Origin of the sequence: Streptomyces sp. NPDC058335 (assembly GCF_042723915.1) — a bacterium.
Taxonomy (GTDB): domain Bacteria; phylum Actinomycetota; class Actinomycetes; order Streptomycetales; family Streptomycetaceae; genus Streptomyces.
Window position 1 is genome coordinate 99553 of the sequence record NZ_JBHXHX010000017.1, and the last position, 21867, is coordinate 121419.

At 73.9% G+C, this 21867-nt stretch carries 19 protein-coding genes and 1 pseudogene; 15 read left to right on the forward strand and 5 right to left on the reverse strand.

All coding sequences use genetic code 11. The features are described from left to right. Positions 1 to 6: 6 nt before the first annotated feature. From ACFWJX_RS29800 to ACFWJX_RS29815, 4 genes are read left to right on the forward strand one after another with little or no spacing between them, the layout of a single operon-like run. Positions 7 to 1581, forward strand: coding sequence for an ABC transporter substrate-binding protein (locus ACFWJX_RS29800; protein WP_383249188.1), 1575 nt, complete (start codon positions 7 to 9; stop codon positions 1579 to 1581). An 8-nt stretch (positions 1582 to 1589) separates the two neighbouring features. Next, positions 1590 to 2549: an ABC transporter permease gene (locus ACFWJX_RS29805; RefSeq protein ID WP_383249358.1), complete on the forward strand. Its 960-nt coding sequence runs from the start codon at positions 1590 to 1592 to the stop codon at positions 2547 to 2549. After that, entirely contained in the window at positions 2546 to 3352 is an 807-nt protein-coding gene (locus ACFWJX_RS29810) for an ABC transporter permease (protein ID WP_383249190.1), read from the forward strand. The genes ACFWJX_RS29805 and ACFWJX_RS29810 overlap by 4 nt, the downstream gene beginning before the upstream one ends. Next, positions 3349 to 4914, forward strand: a complete 1566-nt coding sequence (locus tag ACFWJX_RS29815) for an ABC transporter ATP-binding protein (protein ID WP_383249192.1) — start codon at positions 3349 to 3351, stop codon at positions 4912 to 4914. Before ACFWJX_RS29810 ends, ACFWJX_RS29815 begins: the two co-directional genes overlap by 4 nt. A 6-nt stretch (positions 4915 to 4920) precedes the next feature. Here the strand turns inward: ACFWJX_RS29815 and ACFWJX_RS29820 are convergent, their stop codons facing one another. Continuing rightward, positions 4921 to 5673: a YqjF family protein gene (locus ACFWJX_RS29820; protein WP_383249194.1), complete on the reverse strand. Its 753-nt coding sequence runs from the start codon at positions 5671 to 5673 to the stop codon at positions 4921 to 4923. Positions 5674 to 5819: 146 nt separating this feature from the next. Here ACFWJX_RS29820 and ACFWJX_RS29825 point away from each other — a divergent pair, with 146 nt between their 5' ends. Both ACFWJX_RS29825 and ACFWJX_RS29830 read left to right on the forward strand, forming a co-directional pair. Beyond that, positions 5820 to 6227, forward strand: a complete 408-nt coding sequence (locus ACFWJX_RS29825) for a hypothetical protein (RefSeq protein ID WP_383249196.1) — start codon at positions 5820 to 5822, stop codon at positions 6225 to 6227. Positions 6228 to 6311: 84 nt separating this feature from the next. Beyond that, entirely contained in the window at positions 6312 to 7031 is a 720-nt protein-coding gene (locus ACFWJX_RS29830; protein ID WP_383249198.1) for a DUF6766 family protein, read from the forward strand. 66 nt (positions 7032 to 7097) lie between these two features. On the opposite strand, the gene ACFWJX_RS29835 is transcribed toward ACFWJX_RS29830, so the two are convergent. Then, positions 7098 to 8270, reverse strand: coding sequence for a PP2C family protein-serine/threonine phosphatase (locus ACFWJX_RS29835; protein WP_383249199.1), 1173 nt, complete (start codon positions 8268 to 8270; stop codon positions 7098 to 7100). A gap of 148 nt (positions 8271 to 8418) precedes the next feature. Here ACFWJX_RS29835 and ACFWJX_RS29840 point away from each other — a divergent pair, with 148 nt between their 5' ends. The 4 genes and pseudogenes from ACFWJX_RS29840 to ACFWJX_RS29855 all read left to right on the forward strand — a co-directional run. Further along, positions 8419 to 8904: a MarR family winged helix-turn-helix transcriptional regulator gene (locus tag ACFWJX_RS29840; protein ID WP_383249201.1), complete on the forward strand. Its 486-nt coding sequence runs from the start codon at positions 8419 to 8421 to the stop codon at positions 8902 to 8904. A 197-nt stretch (positions 8905 to 9101) separates the two neighbouring features. Then, positions 9102 to 10094 carry a YihY/virulence factor BrkB family protein gene (locus ACFWJX_RS29845; protein ID WP_383249203.1) on the forward strand — a complete coding sequence of 331 codons (993 nt, stop codon included), beginning with the start codon at positions 9102 to 9104 and terminating at the stop codon, positions 10092 to 10094. A gap of 56 nt (positions 10095 to 10150) precedes the next feature. Further along, complete coding sequence (locus ACFWJX_RS29850; protein ID WP_383249205.1) at positions 10151 to 10702, forward strand: phosphatase PAP2 family protein; 552 nt, start codon at positions 10151 to 10153, stop codon at positions 10700 to 10702. A gap of 155 nt (positions 10703 to 10857) precedes the next feature. Then, positions 10858 to 11193: pseudogene (locus ACFWJX_RS29855) on the forward strand (SCO0607 family lipoprotein); the annotation flags it as partial. 10 nt (positions 11194 to 11203) lie between these two features. On the opposite strand, the gene ACFWJX_RS29860 reads toward ACFWJX_RS29855, so the two are convergent. Then, positions 11204 to 12160: a helix-turn-helix transcriptional regulator gene (locus ACFWJX_RS29860; protein ID WP_383249207.1), complete on the reverse strand. Its 957-nt coding sequence runs from the start codon at positions 12158 to 12160 to the stop codon at positions 11204 to 11206. A gap of 262 nt (positions 12161 to 12422) precedes the next feature. Here ACFWJX_RS29860 and ACFWJX_RS29865 point away from each other — a divergent pair, with 262 nt between their 5' ends. From ACFWJX_RS29865 to ACFWJX_RS29880, 4 genes are all read left to right on the forward strand, one after another. Next, the gene (locus ACFWJX_RS29865) at positions 12423 to 12719 is read left to right on the forward strand and encodes an ANTAR domain-containing protein (RefSeq protein WP_383249209.1); all 297 of its coding nucleotides are present in this window, start codon (positions 12423 to 12425) and stop codon (positions 12717 to 12719) included. Positions 12720 to 12802: 83 nt separating this feature from the next. Beyond that, on the forward strand, positions 12803 to 15700 hold the full coding sequence (locus ACFWJX_RS29870) for a BTAD domain-containing putative transcriptional regulator (protein ID WP_383249211.1): 2898 nt from the start codon (positions 12803 to 12805) through the stop codon (positions 15698 to 15700). After that, on the forward strand, positions 15690 to 17621 hold the full coding sequence (locus ACFWJX_RS29875) for a BTAD domain-containing putative transcriptional regulator (protein WP_383249213.1): 1932 nt from the start codon (positions 15690 to 15692) through the stop codon (positions 17619 to 17621). The genes ACFWJX_RS29870 and ACFWJX_RS29875 overlap by 11 nt, the downstream gene beginning before the upstream one ends. Positions 17622 to 17727: 106 nt before the next feature. Then, positions 17728 to 18600 (forward strand): helix-turn-helix domain-containing protein, encoded by an 873-nt coding sequence (locus ACFWJX_RS29880; RefSeq protein WP_383249215.1) that lies wholly within the window; start codon positions 17728 to 17730, stop codon positions 18598 to 18600. 42 nt (positions 18601 to 18642) lie between these two features. Here ACFWJX_RS29880 and ACFWJX_RS29885 read toward each other — a convergent pair whose 3' ends face one another. Both ACFWJX_RS29885 and ACFWJX_RS29890 read right to left on the reverse strand, forming a co-directional pair. Next, positions 18643 to 19221: a DUF1275 family protein gene (locus tag ACFWJX_RS29885; RefSeq protein ID WP_383249217.1), complete on the reverse strand. Its 579-nt coding sequence runs from the start codon at positions 19219 to 19221 to the stop codon at positions 18643 to 18645. Further along, positions 19218 to 20624, reverse strand: a complete 1407-nt coding sequence (locus ACFWJX_RS29890; RefSeq protein ID WP_383249219.1) for an amidohydrolase family protein — start codon at positions 20622 to 20624, stop codon at positions 19218 to 19220. Before ACFWJX_RS29890 ends, ACFWJX_RS29885 begins: the two co-directional genes overlap by 4 nt. A 257-nt stretch (positions 20625 to 20881) precedes the next feature. Between ACFWJX_RS29890 and ACFWJX_RS29895 the strand changes: the two genes are divergently transcribed. Then, complete coding sequence (locus tag ACFWJX_RS29895; protein WP_383249221.1) at positions 20882 to 21853, forward strand: alpha/beta hydrolase; 972 nt, start codon at positions 20882 to 20884, stop codon at positions 21851 to 21853. Positions 21854 to 21867 lie beyond the last annotated feature (14 nt).

Consider the following 21867-nt stretch of genomic DNA (forward strand, 5'->3'; position numbering starts at 1 on the left):
ACAGCCATGCATGACGAACGTTTCTCCGGGCTGCGCCGACGCGGCTTCCTCGCCGCCGGCACCGGGGCCGCCGCCCTCGCCCTCGTCGGCTGCGGCAGCGGCAGCGGCACCGGCGACGACCCGGCCGGCAGCGGTGACGGCAAGCCCGCCAAGGGCGGGCGGCTGCGCGCCGCGTTCGCCGGCGGCGGCGCGAGCGAGACCCTCGACCCGCACCTGGCCAACCTGTTCGGCGACGCCGCCCGCGCCAAGGCCCTCTACGACAAGCTCGCCGACTACGGCGCCGACCTCTCGGCACGACCCCGCCTCGCCGCGTCATGGGAGCCCGACAAGACCCTCGCCCGCTGGAAGGTCACCCTGCGCCGGGCCACCTTCCACGACGGCAGGCCGGTCACCGCCAAGGACGTCCTGTACAGCTACCGCCGTATCGCCGACCCGAAGCAGGCCTACCGCGCGAAGGCGTCCCTGGAACCCATCGACCTCGACGCGAGCCGCGCCACCGGCGACCGGGTCATCGAGTTCGTGCTCAAGCGGCCGACGGCCGAGTTCCCCAACGTGCTCGCCGCGTTCGGCGCGTACATCGTCCCCGAGAACGCCACCGACTTCGACAGGAAGCCGATCGGCTCCGGGCCCTTCCGGTTCGTCTCCTTCGCGCCGGGCCGCTCCGCCGTCTTCCGCCGCAACGACGCCTACTGGGACGGCGCCCCGCATCTCGACGAGCTGGAACTCGTCGTCGTCAACGAGGAGTCGGCCCGCGTGAACGCCCTCCTCGGGGGCCAGATCGAGTACGCCCACGAGCTCGCCCCGACGACCGCCCGCGCCCACGAGGGCAAGGGCCAGATCGAGATCGTGCGGCTGCGGGGCAGCTCCATGCAGGCCTTCTGCATGAAGACCGACCGCGCTCCCTTCGACGACAAGCGGGTGCGCGAGGCGTTCTTCCTCATCGCCGACCGCCAGGAACTCGTCGACGGCGCCCTGTCCGGCGCGGGCGTCGTCGGCAACGACCTGTTCGGCAAGGGCTACGAGTACTACGCCGACGGCCTCCCGCAGCGCGCCCAGGACCTCGACAGGGCCCGTGCCCTGCTGAAGCAGGCCGGCGCCGAGAAACTGAAGGTCACCCTGGACACCTCGGCCGTCGCCGCCGGATTCACGGAGGCCGCCGGCATCTTCCGCGACCAGGCCGCCCAGGCAGGGGTCACCGTCGACGTGAAGGTGGGCAGCAAGGACTCCTACTGGAGCGACATCCTCGACAACGGCTCCCTGTGCTGCTATCGCTCCGGCGCCATGCCCATCGAGGCGCACATCTCGCAGCGCCTGCTCACCGACTCCACCACCAACGCCACCAAGTGGAAGCACAAGGACTTCGACGCCCTCTACCAGCAGGCGCAGGCCACCCGCGACAAGACCGAACGAGCGGCGGTCTACGAGCGCATGCAGCGCCGCCTGTACGCCGAGGGCGGTTTCCTGATCTGGGGGTTCGCCGACTGGATCATCGGAACGGCCCGCACCGTGAAGGGGGTCGAGACCGAGGCGCCCGCCAACACGCTCGACTGGGCCCGCTTCGACAAGGTCTGGCTGGCGTGACGGAGAGCCTGAGGACGAGTGGCCTGCGCTCGTTCGTCGCCCGGCGGCTGCTCCTGGGTGTCGCACAGACCGTGGCCGTCGTGCTGCTGGTCTTCGCGCTCACCGAGGCGCTGCCGGGCGACGCGGCCGTCGCCCTCGCAGGCGACCAGCCCGACCCGGCGCGCATCGCCGCCATCCGCGAGGCGATGGACCTCGACCGGCCCGCGTACGAGCGGCTCGCGGACTGGGCCGCGGGTCTGACGCACGGCGACTTCGGCACCTCCCTGGCCTCCGGCCGCCCGGTGTCCCAGTACCTCGGCGACGGTTTCGGACCCACGCTGCTGCTGGCCTCCCTCACCCTGGCGCTGCTCGTCCCGCTCGGTCTCGGCCTGGGCGTGCTCGCCGCCCGCCACGAGGGGCGACTGGTGGACCGGCTGGTCAGTTCCGTCACCCTCGCGGTGTACGCGGTCCCCGAGTTCGCCCTCGGGGTGCTGCTGGTGACGGTCGTCGCGCTGAAGCTGGCCTGGCTGCCGCCGACCGCCGTCGGCTACGGCTCCGACCTGCTCGCCCATCCGGCCGCCCTGGTCCTGCCGGTGCTCGTCCTCCTCTCCCGGCCGGTCTGTTCGCTGTCCCGCCTGGTCCGGGCCGGCATGGTGGACGCCCTCGCCGCGCCCTACGCCGCCCACGCCCGCCGGTGCGGCGTCCCCGGCGCCCGCGTCCGCTACGCCCACGCCCTGCCCAACGCCCTCGCCCCGGCCGTCCAGCAACTGGCCCGTACCGCCGACTGGCTGCTGTGCGGGGTCATCGTCGTGGAGGCGCTGTTCGTCATCCCGGGCCTCGGCACGGTCCTGCTCAATGCCGTCGCCGAACGGGACGTACCGGTGGTGCAGGGGCTGGCCGTGGTCTTCGGGGTGCTGACCGTCGTCCTCAACCTGGGCGCGGACCTGGTGGCGCACCGGCTGACGCCCCGCTCGGAGGTGGCCGCGTGACCCGCAGCCGCTTCGCCCTCGGCCTCGCGGTCGTCGCCGTCCCGCTCGGCCTCGCCCTCCTGGGCCCCCTGTTCGCCGGCGAACCCGGCCCCCGCTCCCTGTCCTTCGCCCTCGGCGAAGGCCACCCGCTGCTCGGCACCGACTTCGTCGGCCGGGACGTCTGGCGGCAGGTCCTGCACGGCGGCCGTACGGTCGTGCTGACCGCCCTCGCCGCGACCGCCCTGGCCTACCTGGTCGCGCTGCCGGTGGGACTGACCGCCGCGCTCACCCACGTACGGCGTCTGGAGGAGCTGCTGATGCGGCCGCTGGACGTGCTGCTCGCCGTACCGTCGCTGCTGCTGATCCTGCTCGTGGCGTCCGTGTTCTCGCCGGGCGCGACCGGGCTCGCCCTGCTCGTCGCGATGGTGAACGTGCCCGACGCGGCCCGGATCGTGCGCGCGGCGGCCGGCGAGGCCGCGGCCCGTCCGGCGGTCGAGGCGCTGCGCATGCAGGGCGAGACCTGGTGGCGCATCGCCGTGGGCTACGTCGGCCGGGCCACCCTGCGCACCCTCGCCGCCGACGCCGGGATCCGGCTGACCGGCGTGCTGTACCTGGTGTCCACGGCCGCCTTCCTCGGCGTGGGCGTCGCGCCGGACGCCGCCGACTGGGCGGTCATGGTCGACCGCAACCGCACCGGACTGTTCGTGCAGCCCTGGGCGGTCGTGGTGCCCGCCCTGCTGATCGTGGCCCTGACGACGGGCACGAACCTCGTCTTCGACGCCGCCCTGGAGAAGAACCCGCGACGGAAGGGACGACGTCCGTGAGCCACCAGCCGGCGCCGAAGACCGGCGAGACCGCCCTCGCGGCGGAGATCCGCGATCTGCGCGTCGAGATCGACGGAAGGGCCATCGTCGACGGGGTGAACCTGCGCGTGCCGCCCGGCCGGGTGACCGCCCTGGTCGGGGCCTCAGGCAGCGGCAAGACCACGACCGGCCTCGCGCTGCTGGGGGAGTACCCGCCCGGCGCCCGCGTCACGGGGGAGGTGCGCCGCCCCGGTGACGGGCCGGTCGGCTACGTGCCCCAGCAGCCCGCCGCCGTCCTCAACCCGGCCCGCCGCGTCAGCGCCCTCCTCCACGACATCGCCCGCCCCCAGGTACGTCACCTGCCACGCGCCGAACGCCGCACGGCCGCCCGCCAACTGGTCCTGCGCGCCCTGGACGACGCCCAGCTCGCCGACGGGGCGGCCCTGTTGCGCCGTTATCCGCATCAGCTCTCCGGTGGCCAGCAGCAGCGGGTCGTCCTCGCCCAGGCCCTGCTGCTCGGCGCCCGTGTCGTCGTCGCCGACGAACCCACCACCGGACAGGACGCGTTGACCAAGAGCCGGATCGTCGACCAGCTGGCGGCGGTCGCGGCCGGCGGCATCGCGGTCGTCCTGCTCAGCCACGACCTGGACGTGGTGCGCGCCCTCGCCGACGAGGTCCTGGTGATGCGCGCGGGCCGGGTCGTGGAGTCAGGCCCGGCCGAACGGCTGTGGCTGGCGCCCCGGCACGAGTGGACCCGCCGGCTCCTCGACGAACACCGGGCCGACCCACCGGGGGACACCGGCCCCGACGCCGCCCGGCCCGTGCTGACAGTCCGCGACCTGACCGCCGTACACGGCACCACCACGGTGCTGCGCGCCCCGCACCTCACCCTGGGCGCCGGGGAATGCCTGGCCGTCGTCGGCCGGTCGGGCAGCGGCAAGACCACCCTCGCCCGCTGCCTGGCCGGGCTGCACCGCGACCACACCGGCGAGATCCTGCTCGACGGGACGGCCCTCCCGCGCAGCCTGCGACGCCGCGACCGGGACCGGCTCGCCGCCGTGCAGTACGTGTTCCAGGACGCCCGCGCCGCGTTCGACGAGTTCCGTCCCGTCCTCGCGCAGGTCGCCCGCACGGCGGTCCGGCTGCGCGGCGCAGGCGAACAGGCGGCGACCGACGAGGCGACGGCAACCCTGGCCCGCCTGGGCCTGCCGGAGGAGCTGGCCCACCGTCCGCCCGGCGCCCTCTCCGGCGGCGAACTCCAGCGGGCCGCCCTCGCCCGCGCCCTGCTCGCCCGGCCCCGCGTCCTGATCTGCGACGAGATCACCTCCGGCCTCGACACGGTCACCCGGCGCGGCATCCTCGACCTCCTGGCCGGCCTCCTGAGCGACGGTGACGACCTCGCCCTCGTCCTCATCACCCACGACCTGGACACCGCACGCCTCGCCCACCGCATCGCCGTACTGGAAGCGGGCGAACTGGTCGAACAGGGACCGGCGGAGCGGATTCTGACATCTCCCCGACACCCCTTCACCGTCTCGCTGATGGAGACCACGGCACGTCTGGGGGCGGCGACGCGGCCGTGACGGGCGTCAGGGGGTCGGGATTCCGGCCGGGCGTGCCGGGCGGCCCAGGCGCACGGGTACGCCCGGCGAGTACAGGACACTGACCGGCGCCTCCCGAGGCGCCGGCAGTCCGGCCGCGGCGACCAGATCCTCGTCGCAGACGAGCAGCTCCGCCCGGTGCAGGGGCCATCGCGGATGGTCGTTGGGCAGATAGGCGGCGCCGCCGAAGAACGCGTTGTGCATCCCCCAGCGGGCGGTGAGGAAATGCTCCAGCTCCGTGGGCTCCTCGATGCGCTCGCCCCGGCGCACCACGATCCGGCTCGACGCACCGCGTGGCCCCGGCCACCGGCGCGAACTCGTGTACGCGACGGTGTCGCCGTCCGCGCGCACCCGCATCCGCGACCACAGATACGGCAGCCGGAAGCCGACGCGCCCCATCACCACCGGGATCAGCCGCGCCGCGTCCATCGACCGGAACACCACCCCGCGCCGCCCGTGCCCGTCCGCCGAGTACAGCCGCACGTTGGTCTCCGGGAACGACCCGAGATACGGCACCCCGGGCAGTCGCAGCCAGCCCACCCGGTGCATCCGGAAGGCGACGAGACCGACGTACGTCGACCCCTCGTGGACGTCGGGAACGGTGCCCGGTGGCAGGAGCCCCGCCACTGTCTCCGGCGCCACCGCCCAGTGGACGAAGCAGAGGTCGAGCCACTGCTGGGTCAGCAAGGGCATCCCGACGGGGTCGGGGGCGTCGGGGGTGACGGAGGCGGGCTGCTGCACGGCGCCAGAATGCCAGACGGCCGGTGACGCCCACGCATCACCTCTGAATCGACAGGGCGAATCCCGGGCGTGGAATCCGTCCAGGAGCGCACCCGTGCTGTCTAATGCCGGGGCAGGTCGTGGGCGTGGGCGTGGAGGTGGGGCGGATGGCCGGACGGCTGCGTGGCACTGCGGTCGTCATCGTGATCGCCGTCGCCCTCAGTGGGTGCGGCGCGGTGTCGGAACGGCGCGACGACGTACGCGCCGCCACGGTCGCCTTCGAGAAGGCGCTCGGCGCGCGCGACTACGCGCGCGTGTGCAGGGGCCTGGCTCCGGCGACCGTCGAGGAACTGGAGCAGTCGGCCGGCGCCCCGTGCGCACAGGCGCTCGGCGAGGAGTCCCTGAAGCCGGGCGGCGCCGTGCGCGTGGTGGACGTGTACGGCAACCAGGCGCGGGCGGTACTGGCCGAGGACACCCTGTTCCTCTCCCACTTCTCCGCCGGATGGAAGGTCGTGGCCGCCGGCTGCACACCTCGCCCCGGCACCCCGTACCAGTGCCAGGTCAAAGGTGGGTGAGCCCGTGAGAACCATGTTCGTCACCATCCTGCTGATCGTCGGGGTCGGCCTCGCCTACCTCGCCACGCTGGGACTGATGCAGCGATGAGCGGGGACGCCACCGAAGCCCGTCCCACCGAACGCGGCAGCTTCCGGGCCTTCGTCAAGGACAACGGGCTGGGGCTGTTCTTCACCCTCGCGTTCCTGCTGACCGTGGTCGGGCAGGCGTTCGCCGGACAGGCCGACTTCAACAACCAGATGGCGGCCGACCAGCTCCAGCCCGTCGGCTTCCTCGCCTATGTCACCTCGTCCGACTTCGCGGTCGACGTGGCGGAGAACTGGCAGTCGGAGTACCTCCAGTTCTTCCTCTTCATCGGGGTGACCGTCTGGCTGCTCCAGCGCGGTTCCCCGGAGTCCAAGGAACCCGGCAAGTCCGGCACCGAGTCCGACAAGGACCAGATGGTGGGCGAGCACGCGGTGAAGACCTCGCCCAGGTGGGCGGCGGCCTCCGGCTGGCGGCGCACGGTGTACTCGCACTCCCTGCTGCTGGTCATGGGCACCATCTTCGTGCTGTCCTGGCTGGTGCAGTCGATCACCGGGGTGGCCGCCTACAACGAGCAGCGGCTGCGCCGGTTGCAGGCCCCGATGAGCTGGGCCGACTACCTCGGTGCCGCCGACTTCTGGAACCGCACGCTCCAGAACTGGCAGTCCGAACTCCTGGCCGTCGCCTCCATGGCGGTGCTGTCGATCTACCTGCGCCAGCGGGGCTCACCGGAGTCCAAGCCGGTCGGCGCGGCACACGACGCCACCGGCGTCGAGGGCTGACGCCACAGGCGTCACGGTGGATCTCCCGCCCCCGCACCCGCCGCGCCGGGGCCGTACGCGCTCCGGTCAGCGGCCGTGCCAGTCCAGGCACACCACCAGCGCGTCGTCCGCCGGCACGGATCCGGCGCGGTGGCCCGTCAGTTCGCGCAGCACGGCCCGTGGGACCTCGGCCGCCGGCAGCAGCCGGGTCGAGGAGATCGCCCGCGCCAGGGCGGCGTCCCCGTACGCCTCTCCGCCGGGCGAGGCGACCGCGTGGACGCCGTCGCTGACGAAGACCAGCCGGTCACCGGGCTCCACCCGGAACGGCTGCGCCGCATAGTCGGTCTCCTCGAACATGCCCAACGGCAACTGGGCCTCGAAGTCGACCCGTTCGACGGTGCCCGCGCGCAGCCGCAGCAGTCGGGGCGAGCCGGCGTCCACCACCTCGGCCCGCCCCGTGGCGAGTTCGACGTCCAGCATCAGCACCGACAGATAGCTGCGGCCGCCGTAGTGGGCGTGCACCGCCTGGTCGGCCAGCGCGGCCTGGTCGGCGATGGGGAGGCCGGCCCGCCGGGCGTTGCGCAGCGCGTTGACCGCGAGGTTCGTCAGCAGGGCCGCTTCCGTGCCCTCGCCCATGCCGTTGCTGACGTACAGGGTGAGGCGGTCGGCCGTCGCGGACCAGTCGAAGTTGTCGCCGTGGACGGCGTAGGCGGGCTCCAGTTGGGCGCCGAGCGCGTACTCGGGGCCGGTGCACGAGCGGGCCGGGAGGAGCTGCCACTGCATCTCGGCGGCCAGGGTGAGCCGGTCCCTGCGCCGGGCCCGGAGGTACAGGTCGGTGGCCCGGTCGGCCACCACCACCTCGTGCCCGAGCACCTGGGCGACCTCCGTCAGCTCGCCCAGCACCTCGGGCACCTCGCCGTCCCCGGGCAGCGTCACCGACAGCACCCCGAGCCGGTCGCCGCGCACCGTGACCGGCAGATGCGCCCGCACCCGCCCGCCGCCGGCCGGCTCGACGTACGGCTCCTGCGCGCCGAACGCCCGCCCGGCCACGCTGTCGTACACCGACAGGGCCTCCCGGCCGTGCGGGCCGCAGACCGGTTGCAGCACGGTGAGGCCGTAGTCGGCCATGAGCAGCTCGACGGCGACCGCCGCGTACTGCTCGACGAGGGCCCGGCGGACGGCGTCCACCAGCTCGTGCGGTGCCGCCGTCCGCAGGGCGCGTTCGGCGGTGGCGAATCTGTTCGTGACGGGAGATACCACGATGGGAGTTACACCGATCCTTCGCTCTGTGGCCGGACTGCCGGCCGGGTGTCCCGCGGGCGCTCGGACGGCGCCGCGGCTTCGAAAGGTTCTGAGGCGCCGGGGGAGCCGCTAGTACGCTGGCGGTCGTCCCAGTGCCTGCGAAAGTGTGACCGTGACTGCCTTCCGCCATCGCCCGGACCCCGACGAGGTCGCACGGGTGACAGCGACGGCCGCGGAACTGCTGGAAGTGCTGTGGGGACGGGCCTCGACGGCACCCGCGTCCGCGTCCCAGCTGCGCGTGCTGTTCGTCCTGGAGCACCAGGAGGGCATCAACCTGCGGACCCTCGCCGACGCGCTGGCCTCGACCCCTCCGTCGACCAGCCGGCTGTGCGACCGGCTCCAGGCGGCCGGGTTCGTGGAACGGGTGGTGAGCCCCTCCGACCGGCGTGAGCTGCGGCTGCGCCTCAGCGGCCGGGGGCGGGCCTTCCTCGCCGACCTCCGGAAGCGCCGGGAGGCGGAGCTGCGGGCGGTGCTGGCCGGGATGCCCGCGGGGAAGCGGGTCGCGCTGCTGGAGGGGCTCGACGCGTTCTGCGACGCGGCGGCGGCCCGGTCCCGCGACGGGGTGCCGGATTCCGGCAGCCGTACGGCCTGACCGGCGGACCGCGTCAGCGGCGGCACCGGCACCTCCCGGAACCGGGAGCCGGCGCGCGGGGCCGTGGCCCACCCGAGAACTGCGCACGAGACACACACAGAGGCACTGTTACCCCCAGCCGGCGCCAACCTGTACCGGCTGTGGCCGAGGTCTCCGAAAAGGCGCATGGAACGGTCCGCCGGGGTTACTCCGTCGCTATGGCACGGACATCGAGAAACCGACCGGACGAGCAGGTGGAGCGTCGGGAGCCGGATGGACCGAGCGGGCTGCCCAAGCGTTCCTGGCTGGCGGTTCTGAAGGGCACGATCAAGGAGTTCAAGGACGACGAACTCACCGATCGCGCCGCCGCCCTCACCTACTACGGGGTGCTGTCGCTGTTCCCCGCCCTGCTGGTCCTGGTGTCACTGCTGGGCCTCGCCGGCAAGTCGGCGACCGACGAGATCCTGGAGAACATCCAGAAACTCGCCCCGGGGTCGGCCCGGGACATCCTCAGCGACGCGGTCACCCAGCTCCAGGGCCGCGGTGGGATCGGCTCGATCATGGCGCTGGTCGGCATCGTGCTGGCCGTGTGGTCGGCCTCCGGCTATGTCGCCGCCTTCATCCGCAGCGCGAACGCCGTGTACGACGTGCCGGAGGGCCGGCCCGTGTGGAAGGTGCTGCCGGTCCGCGTCGGCGTGACGGTGCTGCTGCTGGTGCTGGCCGTGATCAGTGCCCTGATCGTGGTGTTCACCGGTGACCTCGCACGCCGGGCCGGCACGGCGCTCGGCATCGGCGACACCGCCCTGACGGTGTGGTCGATCGCCAAGTGGCCGGTCCTGGTCGTCCTGGTCACCATCATGATCGCGCTGCTGTACTGGGCGACCCCCAACGTGAAGGGCCGCGGTTTCCGGTGGATCACCCCGGGCAGCGTGCTGGCCCTGGTGATCTGGCTGATCGCCTCGGCAGGCTTCGCCTTCTACGTGGCCAACTTCGGCTCGTACAACAAGACCTACGGCACGCTCGCCGGCGTCATCGTGTTCCTGGTGTGGCTGTGGATCAGCAACATCGCCATCCTGCTCGGCCTGGAGTTCGACGCGGAGCTGGCCCGTCAGCGGGCCGTCGCGGGCGGACTGCCGCCGGACGAGGAACCGTACGTGGCGCCCCGGGACACCCGCGCCTGGAGCGAGGAGGATCAGCGCCGTATGACGTGAGAGACGCCCGGTGATCTCCCCGTTAGGGACCCGGCAGGGAGGGGAAGTCGCAGGCCATGAGGGTTTGGGCGGATCTCAGGGACGGCGACCGGCGGCTCACCAGGCGGGTGGCGTCATGGCGGTCGGCTGGCGCGCGGCGGGCGCTGCCGGCGGTGGAGGAGGCGGCGCAGCACACCAAGCTCTGGTGCGGCGCCGCCTTCCTGATGGCGACGGCCGGCGGGTGGCGGGGACGCCGGGCCGCCGCGGCGGGAGTGGTCAGCATGGCCGTGGCGGAGGCGGTGTCCAACGGCCTGGTCAAGCACCTCTGGGAGCGGCGCAGGCCGCCGCAGGAGTGGGTCTCGCACGAGCAGGTCCAAGACCGGCCCGACTCCTCCTCGTTCCCCTCCGGGCACACGGCGGCCGCCGTCGGCTTCACCGCCGCCGTCGCCGGGGTCTGGCCCCTGGCCGGCGCGCTCTGCGCGGTGCCGGCGGTGATGGTGGCGGGCGAACGGGTCTACACCGGTGCCCACTACCCCTCGGACGTCGCCGCCGGCGCGCTGATCGGCCTGTCCGCCGCCGCGCTGACCCACCGCGCTCCCCGGCTGGCCGCCCGCGCGGCACTGACCTGACGAGCCCGTGAAGTCGGGTGGTCGCGCCCGCGCACCTGAGTAGTCGAACACATGAGCGATCCGCTCGGCTCGCGCAGGCTGGTCGTGTCAGCCGCCGAGAAGTCGAGTCGTCGAGACCATCGACGAGCCGTCGAGAAGCCGAGCAGGAGCCGGCCGTGCAGACGAGCCACCGGGTGCAGCACCCGTCCGCCACCCGCCGCGGGACCACGAGATCGGTCTGGGCCTTCGTGCCGGCCGGGGTGACCGCCGCGGTCCTGACCGGCTGCTCCTTCCAGATCGAGGAGGCGATCTGTGGTGGCGGCGAGTACCCGGTGCCGACGGTGGGCAGCACGGGCGGCGACTGTGTCCCGAACGGCGAGGCGCCCCCGGCGGGCTACGCACGCCACCCGGAGGGGAAGGTCGCAGAGCACGTCGGCGACAAGTGGGACACCTACTGGAGCACCCACACCCTCGACGAGCAGGGGAACATCGTCGACGCCCCGACCGCTGGTCGAACCCCGGTCAACCAGCCAGCGTGCGGTGCGGCGGGTGGCCGTACGCCGAGCGGTACAGGGTGGCGAAGCGGCCGGGATGGAAGAAGCCCCAGCGGGCCGCGACGTCGGTGACCGTGGTGCCGTCGAGCGGGTCCGCGGCCCGCAGGTCGTCGTGGGCGTGGGCGAGCCGGACCCGGCGCAGCTGCGCCAGCGGTGTGGTGTCGAGGTGCCGGCGGAACGCGTACTGGACGGCCCGCACGGTGACATGCGCGGCCGCGGCGATGTCGGCGACCGTGATCGGTTCGCCGGCGTGGTCGTCGATGTAGGCCAGCGCGCGGCGCAGCGTGGCCGGCCGGGCGTCGTTGCGGTCGGTCGCGGTGGGATCGGTGAGCGCCGTGTTGGGGAACGCGGCGAGCACTCCCGCCGCCAGGTGCTGGGCGGCGGTGGAGGCGACGAGCGGCTGGTCGGCGAGGCCGGGCGCGGCCAGCACATGGTCACGGACATAGCCGACGGTCTGCCGCAGCTGACGGGCCGCGGCCGGGGAGTGCGGCCGGTGACCGGTCAGCCGGACCGGTCCCGGCCCGCGGCCCGGGGCGCCGGCGGCCACCTGGGCGAGCAGGTCGGTGTCGAGCATGGTGATGTTGTAGCGGGCGTTGCAGATCCGACCCGAGTACGGCAGCTCCGGCGGGGCCAAGGACACCACGTCGCCCGGCCCGAAGGCGTCCTGGACACCGTCGAAGGTGTGGTCCTGGATGGTGCCCTCGTGGACGAGGCACAGACAGATCCGGCCCAGCGGGGTGACGGAGTAGGTCATCTCGAAGCCGACGTCGAGCTCGTCGACGCTCACCGAGGGCATCGCGGCACGGCTGATGCGCGCCCGGCCGGCCCTCGGGTCGCTGCTGCCGATGTGCATGCCGGCGTAGGCCCGGCTGAGGAAGTCCTCGGTCAGGCCGAGGTCGTCACTGTCGAAGAACAGCGTCTCCATGAAACCTTCGTCCGGTGGGTCGGGCGGCCCCGCGTTCCGCGGGCCGGGCGGTCGCCGGACCGACGTCCGTCCGCTCCGCACACTTTCCCCGCATCCCGTTGCGCATTCGTTTTCCGGATCGGCCCCGGCGATGTTGTTCGTCCTGCGTGCGGCCGTACCGGTCCTTTCTGTGCAGGCTGGACGGGGACGGCACATCGACACCGGCGGGGCCTGCTGCTTCGCCGGCCCTTGGCGAGGAGAGAGAAGGACAGTGGAGCGGGGCATGGCTGTGGAGGAGGACGTCGAGGCGCGTGTCGCCGCCTTGCGGCAGGAGGTGGCCCAGCTGCGGCAGGCCGTCGCCTCCCACGCCGTGGTCGACCAGGCGATCGGGGTGGTCGTCGCCGTGGGCCGACTGCGTCCCGAGCAGGGCTGGCAGGTTCTGCTGGAGATCTCCCAGCGCACCAACACCAAACTTCGCGAGGTCGCCGAGTACGTGGTGCAGGGCGCCCACTGCCGCTGGCTCCCCGACGAGATCCACCAGGCGCTGTCGGCCGCGCTGGCCCGCGCCCGGTCGGCATGATCCACACGCGTGGCCCTAACTCTCGGTAACCCCCTCAGTGACGTAGGGTCGACCTCTGGGGAGTGACACCGGAGGGGGAAGACGTGCCGCTGGAGTCCGTGCGGTTCGCGGTTCTGGGGCCCGTGAGGGTGCGCCGGGGGAACACGGAGCTGGAGCCGGGCGCCCCGCAGGAGCGGGCCTTCCTGGCGCTGCTGCTGGTCAAGGCGGGCCAGCCGGTCAGCATGGACGAGATAGTCGACACCCTGTGGGGAACCGACCCGCCCCGCAGCGCGGTCAACGTGGTCCGCCGGCACGTGGGTTCACTGCGGCGGCTGCTCGAGCCCGGCCTCCCCGCCCGCGCGGAGGGCCGGCTGGTGCGCGACGCGGGCGGCTACCGGCTCGTGACCGACGGTGACTCGCTGGACCTCGTCCGGTTCCGCGCCCTGCGGGAGGCCGGGCAGCGGACCGTGCGGGAGTCGCCCGCGCACGCCCTCGGGCTGTTCACCGAGGCGCTCTCCCTGTGGCGCGGGCCGGTCGCGGCCGGGCTGCCCGCGGCGGCGCGCGCCCGCCCCGCGTTCGAGGCCGTGGACCGCGAACGCCTCGCCGCCGTGCGCGAAGCGGCCGACGCCGCCCTGCGCGCCGGCCTTTCCGGGACCGTCCTGCCCGAACTGCACCGCGCCGCCGCCGAACACCCCCTGGACGAACCCGTACAGGCCGGCCTGATCCTCGCCCTCGCGGCGGCGGGCCACCGCTCCCAGGCCCTCGGCGTGTACGACGCCGTACGGGCCCGGCTCGCCGAGGAGCTGGGGATCGACCCCGGGGCGGAACTGCGCGGGGCCCGGGAGACCGTGCTGCGAGGGGGGCCCGGCGGGGCCGGGGGAGAGGCGACGGCCGCCGACGCCCCGCTCACGGAGACCGACGAACCCCCGGCCCCGGCCCGCGAGGAGCCCGCCGCCGGTCTCCCCTCCTTCCCGGCACCCGCCCAACTTCCGCACGACATACCGGCGTTCACCGGCCGGGGCGGCGAACTCGACGAGATGCCCGCCCTGCCGGGCGGCGAAGCCGGCGCGCCCCACACCGTGGTGATCAGCGCCATCGGTGGCATGGCCGGCATCGGCAAGACCACCCTCGCCGTGCACTGGGCGCACCGCGTCGCCGACCGCTTCCCCGACGGGCAGCTCTACGTCAACCTGCGCGGCTACGACCCCTCCGGCGCCGTCATGGAGGCGGGCGAGGCCGTCCGCGGCTTCCTGGACGCGCTCGGCGTACCGCCCGGCCGGATACCGAACGGCGTGGACGCGCAGGCCGCCCTCTACCGCAGTGTGCTGGCCGGGCGGCGGATCCTCGTCGTCCTGGACAACGCCCGCGACAGCGACCACGTACGGCCGCTGCTGCCCGGCTCGCCCGGCTGCCTCACCCTCGTCACCAGCCGCGACGCCCTGTCCGGGCTGGTCGCCGCGCACGGCGCCCACTCCCTGACGCTGCGGCCCTTCGACACCGAGCAGGCGCGCGACCTCCTGGTCCGACGCCTGGGCGCCGAACGCGTAGGGGCCGAACCGCGCGCCGCCGACGAGATCACCGAACTCTGCGCCGGACTGCCCCTCGCGCTCGCCTGCGTCGCCGCCCGCGCCGCCGCCCATCCCCACTTCCCGCTCTCCGCGGTCGCCGCCGAACTGCGCGAGGCCCACGGCAGCCTCGACGCGTTCGCCCGCTCCGACGCCTCCGTCGACGTCGGCACCGTCTTCTCCTGGTCCTCCCGTCAGATCTCCGGCGCCGCCGCCCGGCTGTTCCGGCTGCTCGCCCTGCACCCCGGCCCCGACTTCACCCTGCCGGCCGCCGCCGCCCTGGCCGGACTGCCGGTGCGCCGGACCCGACCACTGCTGGCCGAACTGACCGGCCTGCACCTCGTCACCGAACACAGCCCCGGCCGGCACGCCTTCCACGACCTGCTCCGCGCCCACGCCGGCGAACTCCTCGAGGAACGGCACACCGAAGCCGAACAGCGGGCGGCCCTGCACCGGCTGTACCACCACTACCTGCACACCGCCCACGCCGCCGACCGGCTGCTCGCCCCCAACGCCGACCCGCTGCCCCCGCCGCCCGCGCCCGACGGGGTACGTCCCGAACCGCTCGCCGACGACGACCGGGCCCTGGCCTGGCTCACCGCGGAACACGCGGTGCTCCTCGCCGTCGTCGACACCGCCGCCGCCACCGGGCAGGAACGTCTCGCCTGCCATCTGGCCTGGTCCCTGGAACCGTTCTTCGACCGCCGGGGCCACTGGCACGACGCGCTCACCGTCCAGCGCACCGCCCTCGACGCCGCCCGACGGCTCGCCGAACCCGCCCTCGAGGCCCGCGGACTGCGCGGACTCGGCCGCATCGAGGGCCGGCTCGGCCTCCACGACCAGTCCGTGCCCCGCCTCGAACACGCCCTGGAGCTGTTCACCCGCCTGGGCGACGACACCGGCCGCGCGCACACCCACCGCAGCCTCGGCTGGGAGAGCGAGCAGCGCGACGACCTGCCCGGCGCCCTGCGCCACAATCAGCTCGCCCTCGCCCTGTTCCGCGCGCTCGGCGACCGGGCCGCGCAGGCCAGCGTCCTGAACTCGGTCGGCTGGTACCACGCCCGGCTCGGCGACCACCGGCAGGCCCTGACGCACTGCTCCGACGCCCTGACCATGCTGCAGGACCTCGGCGACCGCTACGGCCAGGCAGCCACCTGGGACAGCATCGGCTACGCCCACCAGCACCTCGGCCGCCACCCGCAGGCCCTCCTCGCCTACCGCAACGCCCTCACCCTCCTCCGCGACCTCGGCGCGCCCTACGCGGAGGCCGACATCCTCGCCCGGGTCGGTGACACCCACCGCGCCATGGGCGACGAGGACAGCGCCCGCACCGCCTGGACCGACGCCCTCCGTCTCCTCAGGACCCTGGACCACCCCGACGCCGAGCGGGTCCGCGCCCGCCTGACCGGACGCGACGGGCACGCCGATGTGTGCTGACCCCGCCCGCCGGAAGGCACAGGGCGCGGTGATGCGGTTCGAACTGCTGGGACCGGTCCGGGTGTGCCGCGATGCGGCGGAACTCGACCTCGGATTTCCCCAGCAGCGCGCCCTGCTCGCCCTGCTCCTGGCCTACGCGGGCCGTCCGGTGCCGACCGGCGAGCTGCTCGACCTGCTCTGGCCGGGACACCCGCCGGCCAGCGCGCTGAACGTGGTGCGCCGTTACGTCGGCGCGCTGCGACGCCTCCTGGAACCGGGACTGCCGCCCCGCGCCCCCGGCCGACGGCTGCTGCGCCGTCCCGGCGGCTACCTCCTGGAGGTGAGCCCGGACGAGGTCGACCTGCTGCGCTTCCGTGAGCTGACCCGGCAGGGCAAGCGGGCGGCCGTCACCGGGCGGGCCGAGACGGCCGCGCTGCGCTTCACCGAGGCCCTGGCGGAGTGGCGCGGTCCGGTGGCGATGGGCATCGCGGCCGCCGCGCGCGAACACGTCCAGTTCACGGCCGTCGGCCGCGAACTCCTGCGGACGGCCCGGCTGGCGGCCGACGCCGCCCTGCTCTGCGGCCGGACCGCCCAGGTCCTGCCCGCACTGCGCCGGGCCACCGCCCTCGACCCGCTCGACGAACCGCTGCACGCCCGGCTGATCCTCTCCCTCGCCGCCTGCGGCCTCCAGGCGGAGGCCCTCACGGCGTACGAGGACGTCCGCCGCCGGCTGGCCACCGAACTCGGCATCACGCCCGGCGCCGAACTGGCGGCGGCGCACACGCGCGTGCTGCGCCAGGACGTGCGCCGGCTGACATCGGGGCCACGGGTGGACCTCGGCCGGCAGACCCCGGTCGTACGGATCGGTGCGGAGCCGCGGGGCGACGACGGCGCGCCGGGTACCGCCCCCGCCGTACCGGACCGGACGGCGTCCACGGGGCACACCCGACTGCCTCCGGACATCCACGGCTTCACCGGCCGGGAGGCCGAGCTGGAGTGGCTGACGGCGACCCGGGAGGCGGTCACCGGGACCGCCGGCACCCCGGCGGCCGTATGGATCGGGGGCATGGCGGGCGTCGGCAAGACCGCCCTCGCCGTGCACTGGGCGCACCGGGCCGCCGACCGTTTCCCCGACGGACACCTGTACGTCGCGCTGCGCGGCAGCGACCCGGCCAGGCCCGCGGCCGAGCCCGAGGAGGCGCTGCGCGCGATGCTCACCGCCCTCGGTGTGTCCGCGGCCCGGATGCCGGCCGGGGCAGCGGGCCTGACCGGCCTGTACCGCACCCTGCTGGCAGGCCGGCGCGTCCTCGTGGTCCTCGACGACGCGGCCGGCACGGAACAACTGCGTCCGCTGCTGCCCGCCGCGCCGGGCTGCCTGGCCCTGGTCACCAGCCGCCACGCCCTGCCCGGCCTGATCGCCTCGGGCGCCCGCCCACTGCGCCTGGAGCCGCCCCCGGCCGCGGACGCGCGCGAGATGCTGGCCCGGTTGATCGGCGCCGACCGCACCGCGGCCGAACCCGTGGCCGCCGACGAGATCCTCATCCGGAGCGGCCGGCTGCCCCTCGCGCTGACCGCCGTCGCCGTACGGGCCGCCGCCCACCGCGAGATTCCCCTCGCGGACACCGCCGCGTACCTGCGTGAGACGGAAGGCACCCTGGACGCCTTCACCGGCGGCGGAACGGCCGACGTCCGCGCCGCCTTCCTGGGTTCCTACCGGCTGCTGTCCCCGGAGGCCGCCCGGCTGTTCCGGCTCCTGCCCCGCCACGCGGGGCCCGACCTCACCCCTGCGTCGGCGGCGGCACTCACCGGGCAGCCGGTCCGCGGGGCCCGCCGGCTCCTCGGCGAACTCGCCGACACCCACCTGATCACCGAGCACACGCCCGGCCACTACACCCTGCACCGCCTGCTGCGGGCCTTCGCCGCCGAAGCGCCCGACGCGTGAGGCGCCCGGCCGTCGTCACTGCGTTGTCACTCTTTTTGCACACCCCCCGGCCTACGGTCCGGGCGACGAGACCGACAGTCGCTCGCTCAGGAGGCAACGGCGGAAGATGTCCACCACCAGCACGATCGACGCACCCATCTGCAGGACGCCCCTGGGCGTCGACATCATGACCGCCGAGACCGGCCCCGGCCGACTGCCGGGCGAGCGGGCACCGCAGCCGGAGCACCGGCCGCACGCGCGGGAGGCCGGCGAGTACCTCTTCGTGGGACTGCGAGGCGCCACCCGCCTCCCGGACACCGACCCGGTGAGCGTGCGCCTCGCCCCCGGCGACATCTGCTTCTACGACGCACACCGGCCGCCCGCACTGGACTTCCCCGAGCGGTTCCGCGCCACGGTCTTCCTGGTGCCGGCCGACCTGCTGGGAATCACCCCCGCCGACGCCGGCCGGATCACCCGCACCCCGGTCGCCCGGACCTCCCGGCTCGGCGCGCTGCTCTCACCGCTGCTGTCCGACCTGGCCCGCACCGCGGCGCGGGCCAGGCCGCCGGTGGGCGACATGCTCGCCGGGAACGCCGTGAACCTCCTGGCGACCCTCGCCGCCGAACGGCTCGGCAGCCACGCCGCGGGCCCGCCGGACGGCCAGGCACCGCCGGTGCTGGCCCGCATCCTGGAGTTCATCGAGCTGCACCTGACCGAACCGGACCTCTCCCCGGAGACCCTCGCCCGCGCCCACCACATCTCCGTGCGCTACCTGCACAAGCTGTTCCAGCAGGAGGGCACCACTCTCGGCCGCTGGATCCTGCGCCGCCGGCTGGAGGAGTGCCGCCGCGACCTGCTGCGGGAGGGCCGCCGAAGCCGCACCATCGCCGCCGTGGCGGGCCGGTGGGGCTTCACGAGCGCCACGCACTTCAGCCGCGTCTTCCGCACCGCCTACGGCATGTCCCCCCGCGAGTGGCGGGACAGCGCGGGCCGGGGCTGACGGCTCCGGCCCTCTGACTCCGACTGATTCCGACCCCCTGGTTCAGCTCCGGAGCCGTGCCCACGGTGCGTCCGGGGCGGACAGCCGGTGCGCGGCCACGGCCGTGACCGCGAGCAGCAGCAGGGCCAGTCCCAGCGTGAGGACGAGGTGGCCGTGCAGCAGCACCGCGCCGACCAGGGCGCCGAGGAACATCGCCAGCACGGACAGGATCCGTCGGCCCGGCCGCGGGGCCTCCCCGCCGGCCGGACCGGAGCCGGCGGCCAGACCCGTCAGGGTCAGCGTCAGCACCGTCGTGGTGAGATCGGGGACGCCCAGCCGCCGGGCCACCGCGTTCCGGAGACCCATGGCGTGCCCCATCAGCACGATCAGCGTGTACTGGACACCGGTGCCCACCCGCCCGTCGGTGACCGCGGCGACCACCACCGTCCCGGCGACCAGCACCGTCTGCACGACCGTGGCCGCCCGCAGCAGGTGTCCGCGGTGATCCGCGAACCGGGTGCCGAGCCCGCCGCCCGCCAGCGCCCCCGTGAGGAAGGACGCCAGCGAGACGACGGAGGCGAGCGCCGACAGGTTCCCCGCACCGGCGAGCGCGAAGCCCGGGAACACCACGTTGCCCGTCATGTGCGGCCGCTGACCAGCCAGTGCAGGGCGACCCAGGGGTTGTACGTGGAGACCCGGGTGGCGTCCGTGCCGGCGGCGACGGTCAGTCCGCGCTCCAGCACGGCGGTGACCGGCGGGGCGTCGGCGGCGGCGCCGACGCCGTAGCGCCGGAGGAACGCCTCGCCCTGGAAGGACAGGCGGTTCTGCACGGAGACGGCGCCGCCGAGGGCCGCGATGCGGTCGAGGCTCCCCGAGGGAGACCGTCTCGGCGTGGTCGAACAGCCAGCGGTTGCCGGCCGGGAAGAGGCCCTCGGCGGCGAGTTTCTCGAACACCGCGAGATCGCGCCGGATGGTCTCGTCGCAGGTGGCGCGCAGCCGGAATCCCCAGCCGTTCTCCATGAGAAGACGAACCGCCTTCTCGATTCCGGTTCGTAATCGGCGAGTTCTGGCCGCGGCTGGGCGAAGTTCTCGAAATCGGTCGCCGCCCAGGTGAGGTTCTCGCCCGCGCCGTTGAGGCACAGCCAGGCGTCACCGTCGTCCGGGTCGGCCATTTCCATCCAGCGGGTGAGATCGTCGACCTCCTGTCCCGGAGTCTGCGGAAAAGGATGGTAGGCGATGCGCAGCGACAACTGGCCCGATTTTGCCAGGTCCACGACGGTCGAGTAGTTCTCGGGGAAGTTCTGGAATCCGTCGGCGGCGTCGATGGCCGAGGTCAGCCCGAACCGATTGAGTTCGCGCAGGCAGTGCCGGGTCGAGGTCCTGCGGTCCTCGCCCGCCGGCGGTGGCGCCTTGGCGAGCGTCGAGGACAGGATGAGGGCGCCGGGCGCGGCCAGCAGCATGCCCGTCGGTTCGCCGTCCCCGCCGCGGACGATCTGCCCGCCCTTCGGGTCCGGTGTGCCCCGGTCGTAGCCCGCGGCCTTCAGGGCGGCCCGGTTGAGCACGGCTGACTGGTAGAGGTGCAGGACGAACACCGGGGTGTCCGGCGCGGCGGCGTTCAGCTCCGCGACCGTCGGCAGCCGCCGCTCGGCGAACTGCTCCGCCGACCAGCCGCCGACCACGCGCACCCACTGGCCCTTCGGTGTGCGGGCGGCCTGCTCGCGCAGTATCGCCAGCCCCTGGCGCAGCGTGCGCACACCGTCCCAGCGCGGCTCCAGCACGTAGTTGAGCCCGCCGCGGATGACGTGCAGAGGGGCGTCGTTGAGGCCCGGCGCCACCCGCCGGCCGAGCGCGTCGACGACCCGCGTGTCCGGACCGATGTGCCCGGCCGTGTCCCGGTCGTCGCCGACGGCGGTGACGACACCGCCGCGCACGGCGAGCGCCCCGGCCTGCGGGCGGCGCGGGTCCTGGGTATGGATCCGCGCATTGCGGACGACGAGTTCCGCGGCATTCTCGGCGGCCTGCGGAACCAGCCCGCCAACCGGCATGGTCGACACGGTGTGAACCCCTCCTGGAATTCCCGGAATTGCGTCCGGCGGACGGGCTACGGTCGCTTCGCCGACAACTCAAACGGGTGGGGGGACTACGGTGTGTTCCCTGAGTGCACCGAATGATTTTCCACCGTGCACCGCACGCTGTGCGCTCTGAGCACACTGCCGGTGCACGCGCGGACAATGTCCGGCCGTGCGGCGCGTTTAACGTGAATGAGCAGAACAACGCACACCGCCAACAGCAGGAGATTCTCATGTCCGACGTCGTCGAGCCGGCCGCGCCGGTGCTGGAACCCGCCGCTCAGGCGTTCGTGGAGGCGACCGCGAACCCGCCGTACCTGTTCGATCTGGCACCGGCCGAGGGACGCAAGGCCGTCGACGAGGTCCAGTCCGGCGAGATCGACAAGCCCGCCGTGGACGAGGAGTGGATCACCGTCTCCGGCGGTCCCACGGGCAGTGTCCGCGCCCGCATCGTCAAGCCCGCCGGCAGCCAGGGCACCCTGCCCGTCATCCTCTACATCCACGGCGCCGGCTGGGTCTTCGGCAACGCCCACACCCACGACCGCCTCGTGCGTGAACTCGCCGTCGGCGCCGGGGCGGCCGTCGTCTTCCCCGAGTACGACCTCTCGCCCGAGGCCCGCTACCCCGTCGCCATCGAGCAGAACTACGCCGTCGCCCGCTGGATCGTCGAACAGGGCGCCACCAAGGGCCTGGACGCCACCCGCATCGCCGCCGCAGGCGACTCCGTCGGCGGCAACATGACCGCCGCCCTCACCCTGATGGCCAAGGAACGCGGCGATGTGCCGCTGGTGCAGCAGGTGCTGTTCTACCCGGTGACCGACGCGAGTTTCGACACCGGTTCCTACCACCAGTTCGCCACCGGCTACTTCCTGCGCCGCGACGGCATGCAGTGGTTCTGGGACCAGTACACGACCGACGAGGCCGACCGCGCCCAGATCACCGCGTCCCCGCTGCGGGCCACCACCGAGCAGCTCACCGGGCTGCCCCCGGCCCTGATCATCACCGGCGAGGCCGACGTCCTGCGCGACGAGGGCGAGGCCTACGCCAACAAGCTCCGCCAGGCCGGCGTCCCCGTCACCGCCGTCCGCTACCAGGGCATCATCCACGACTTCGTCATGCTCAACGCCCTGCGCGGGACGCACGCCGCCGAAGCCGCCATCACCCAGGCCGTCGGCACCCTGCGCGCCGCCCTGCACACGGCCTGATGGAGGAGAGAAAC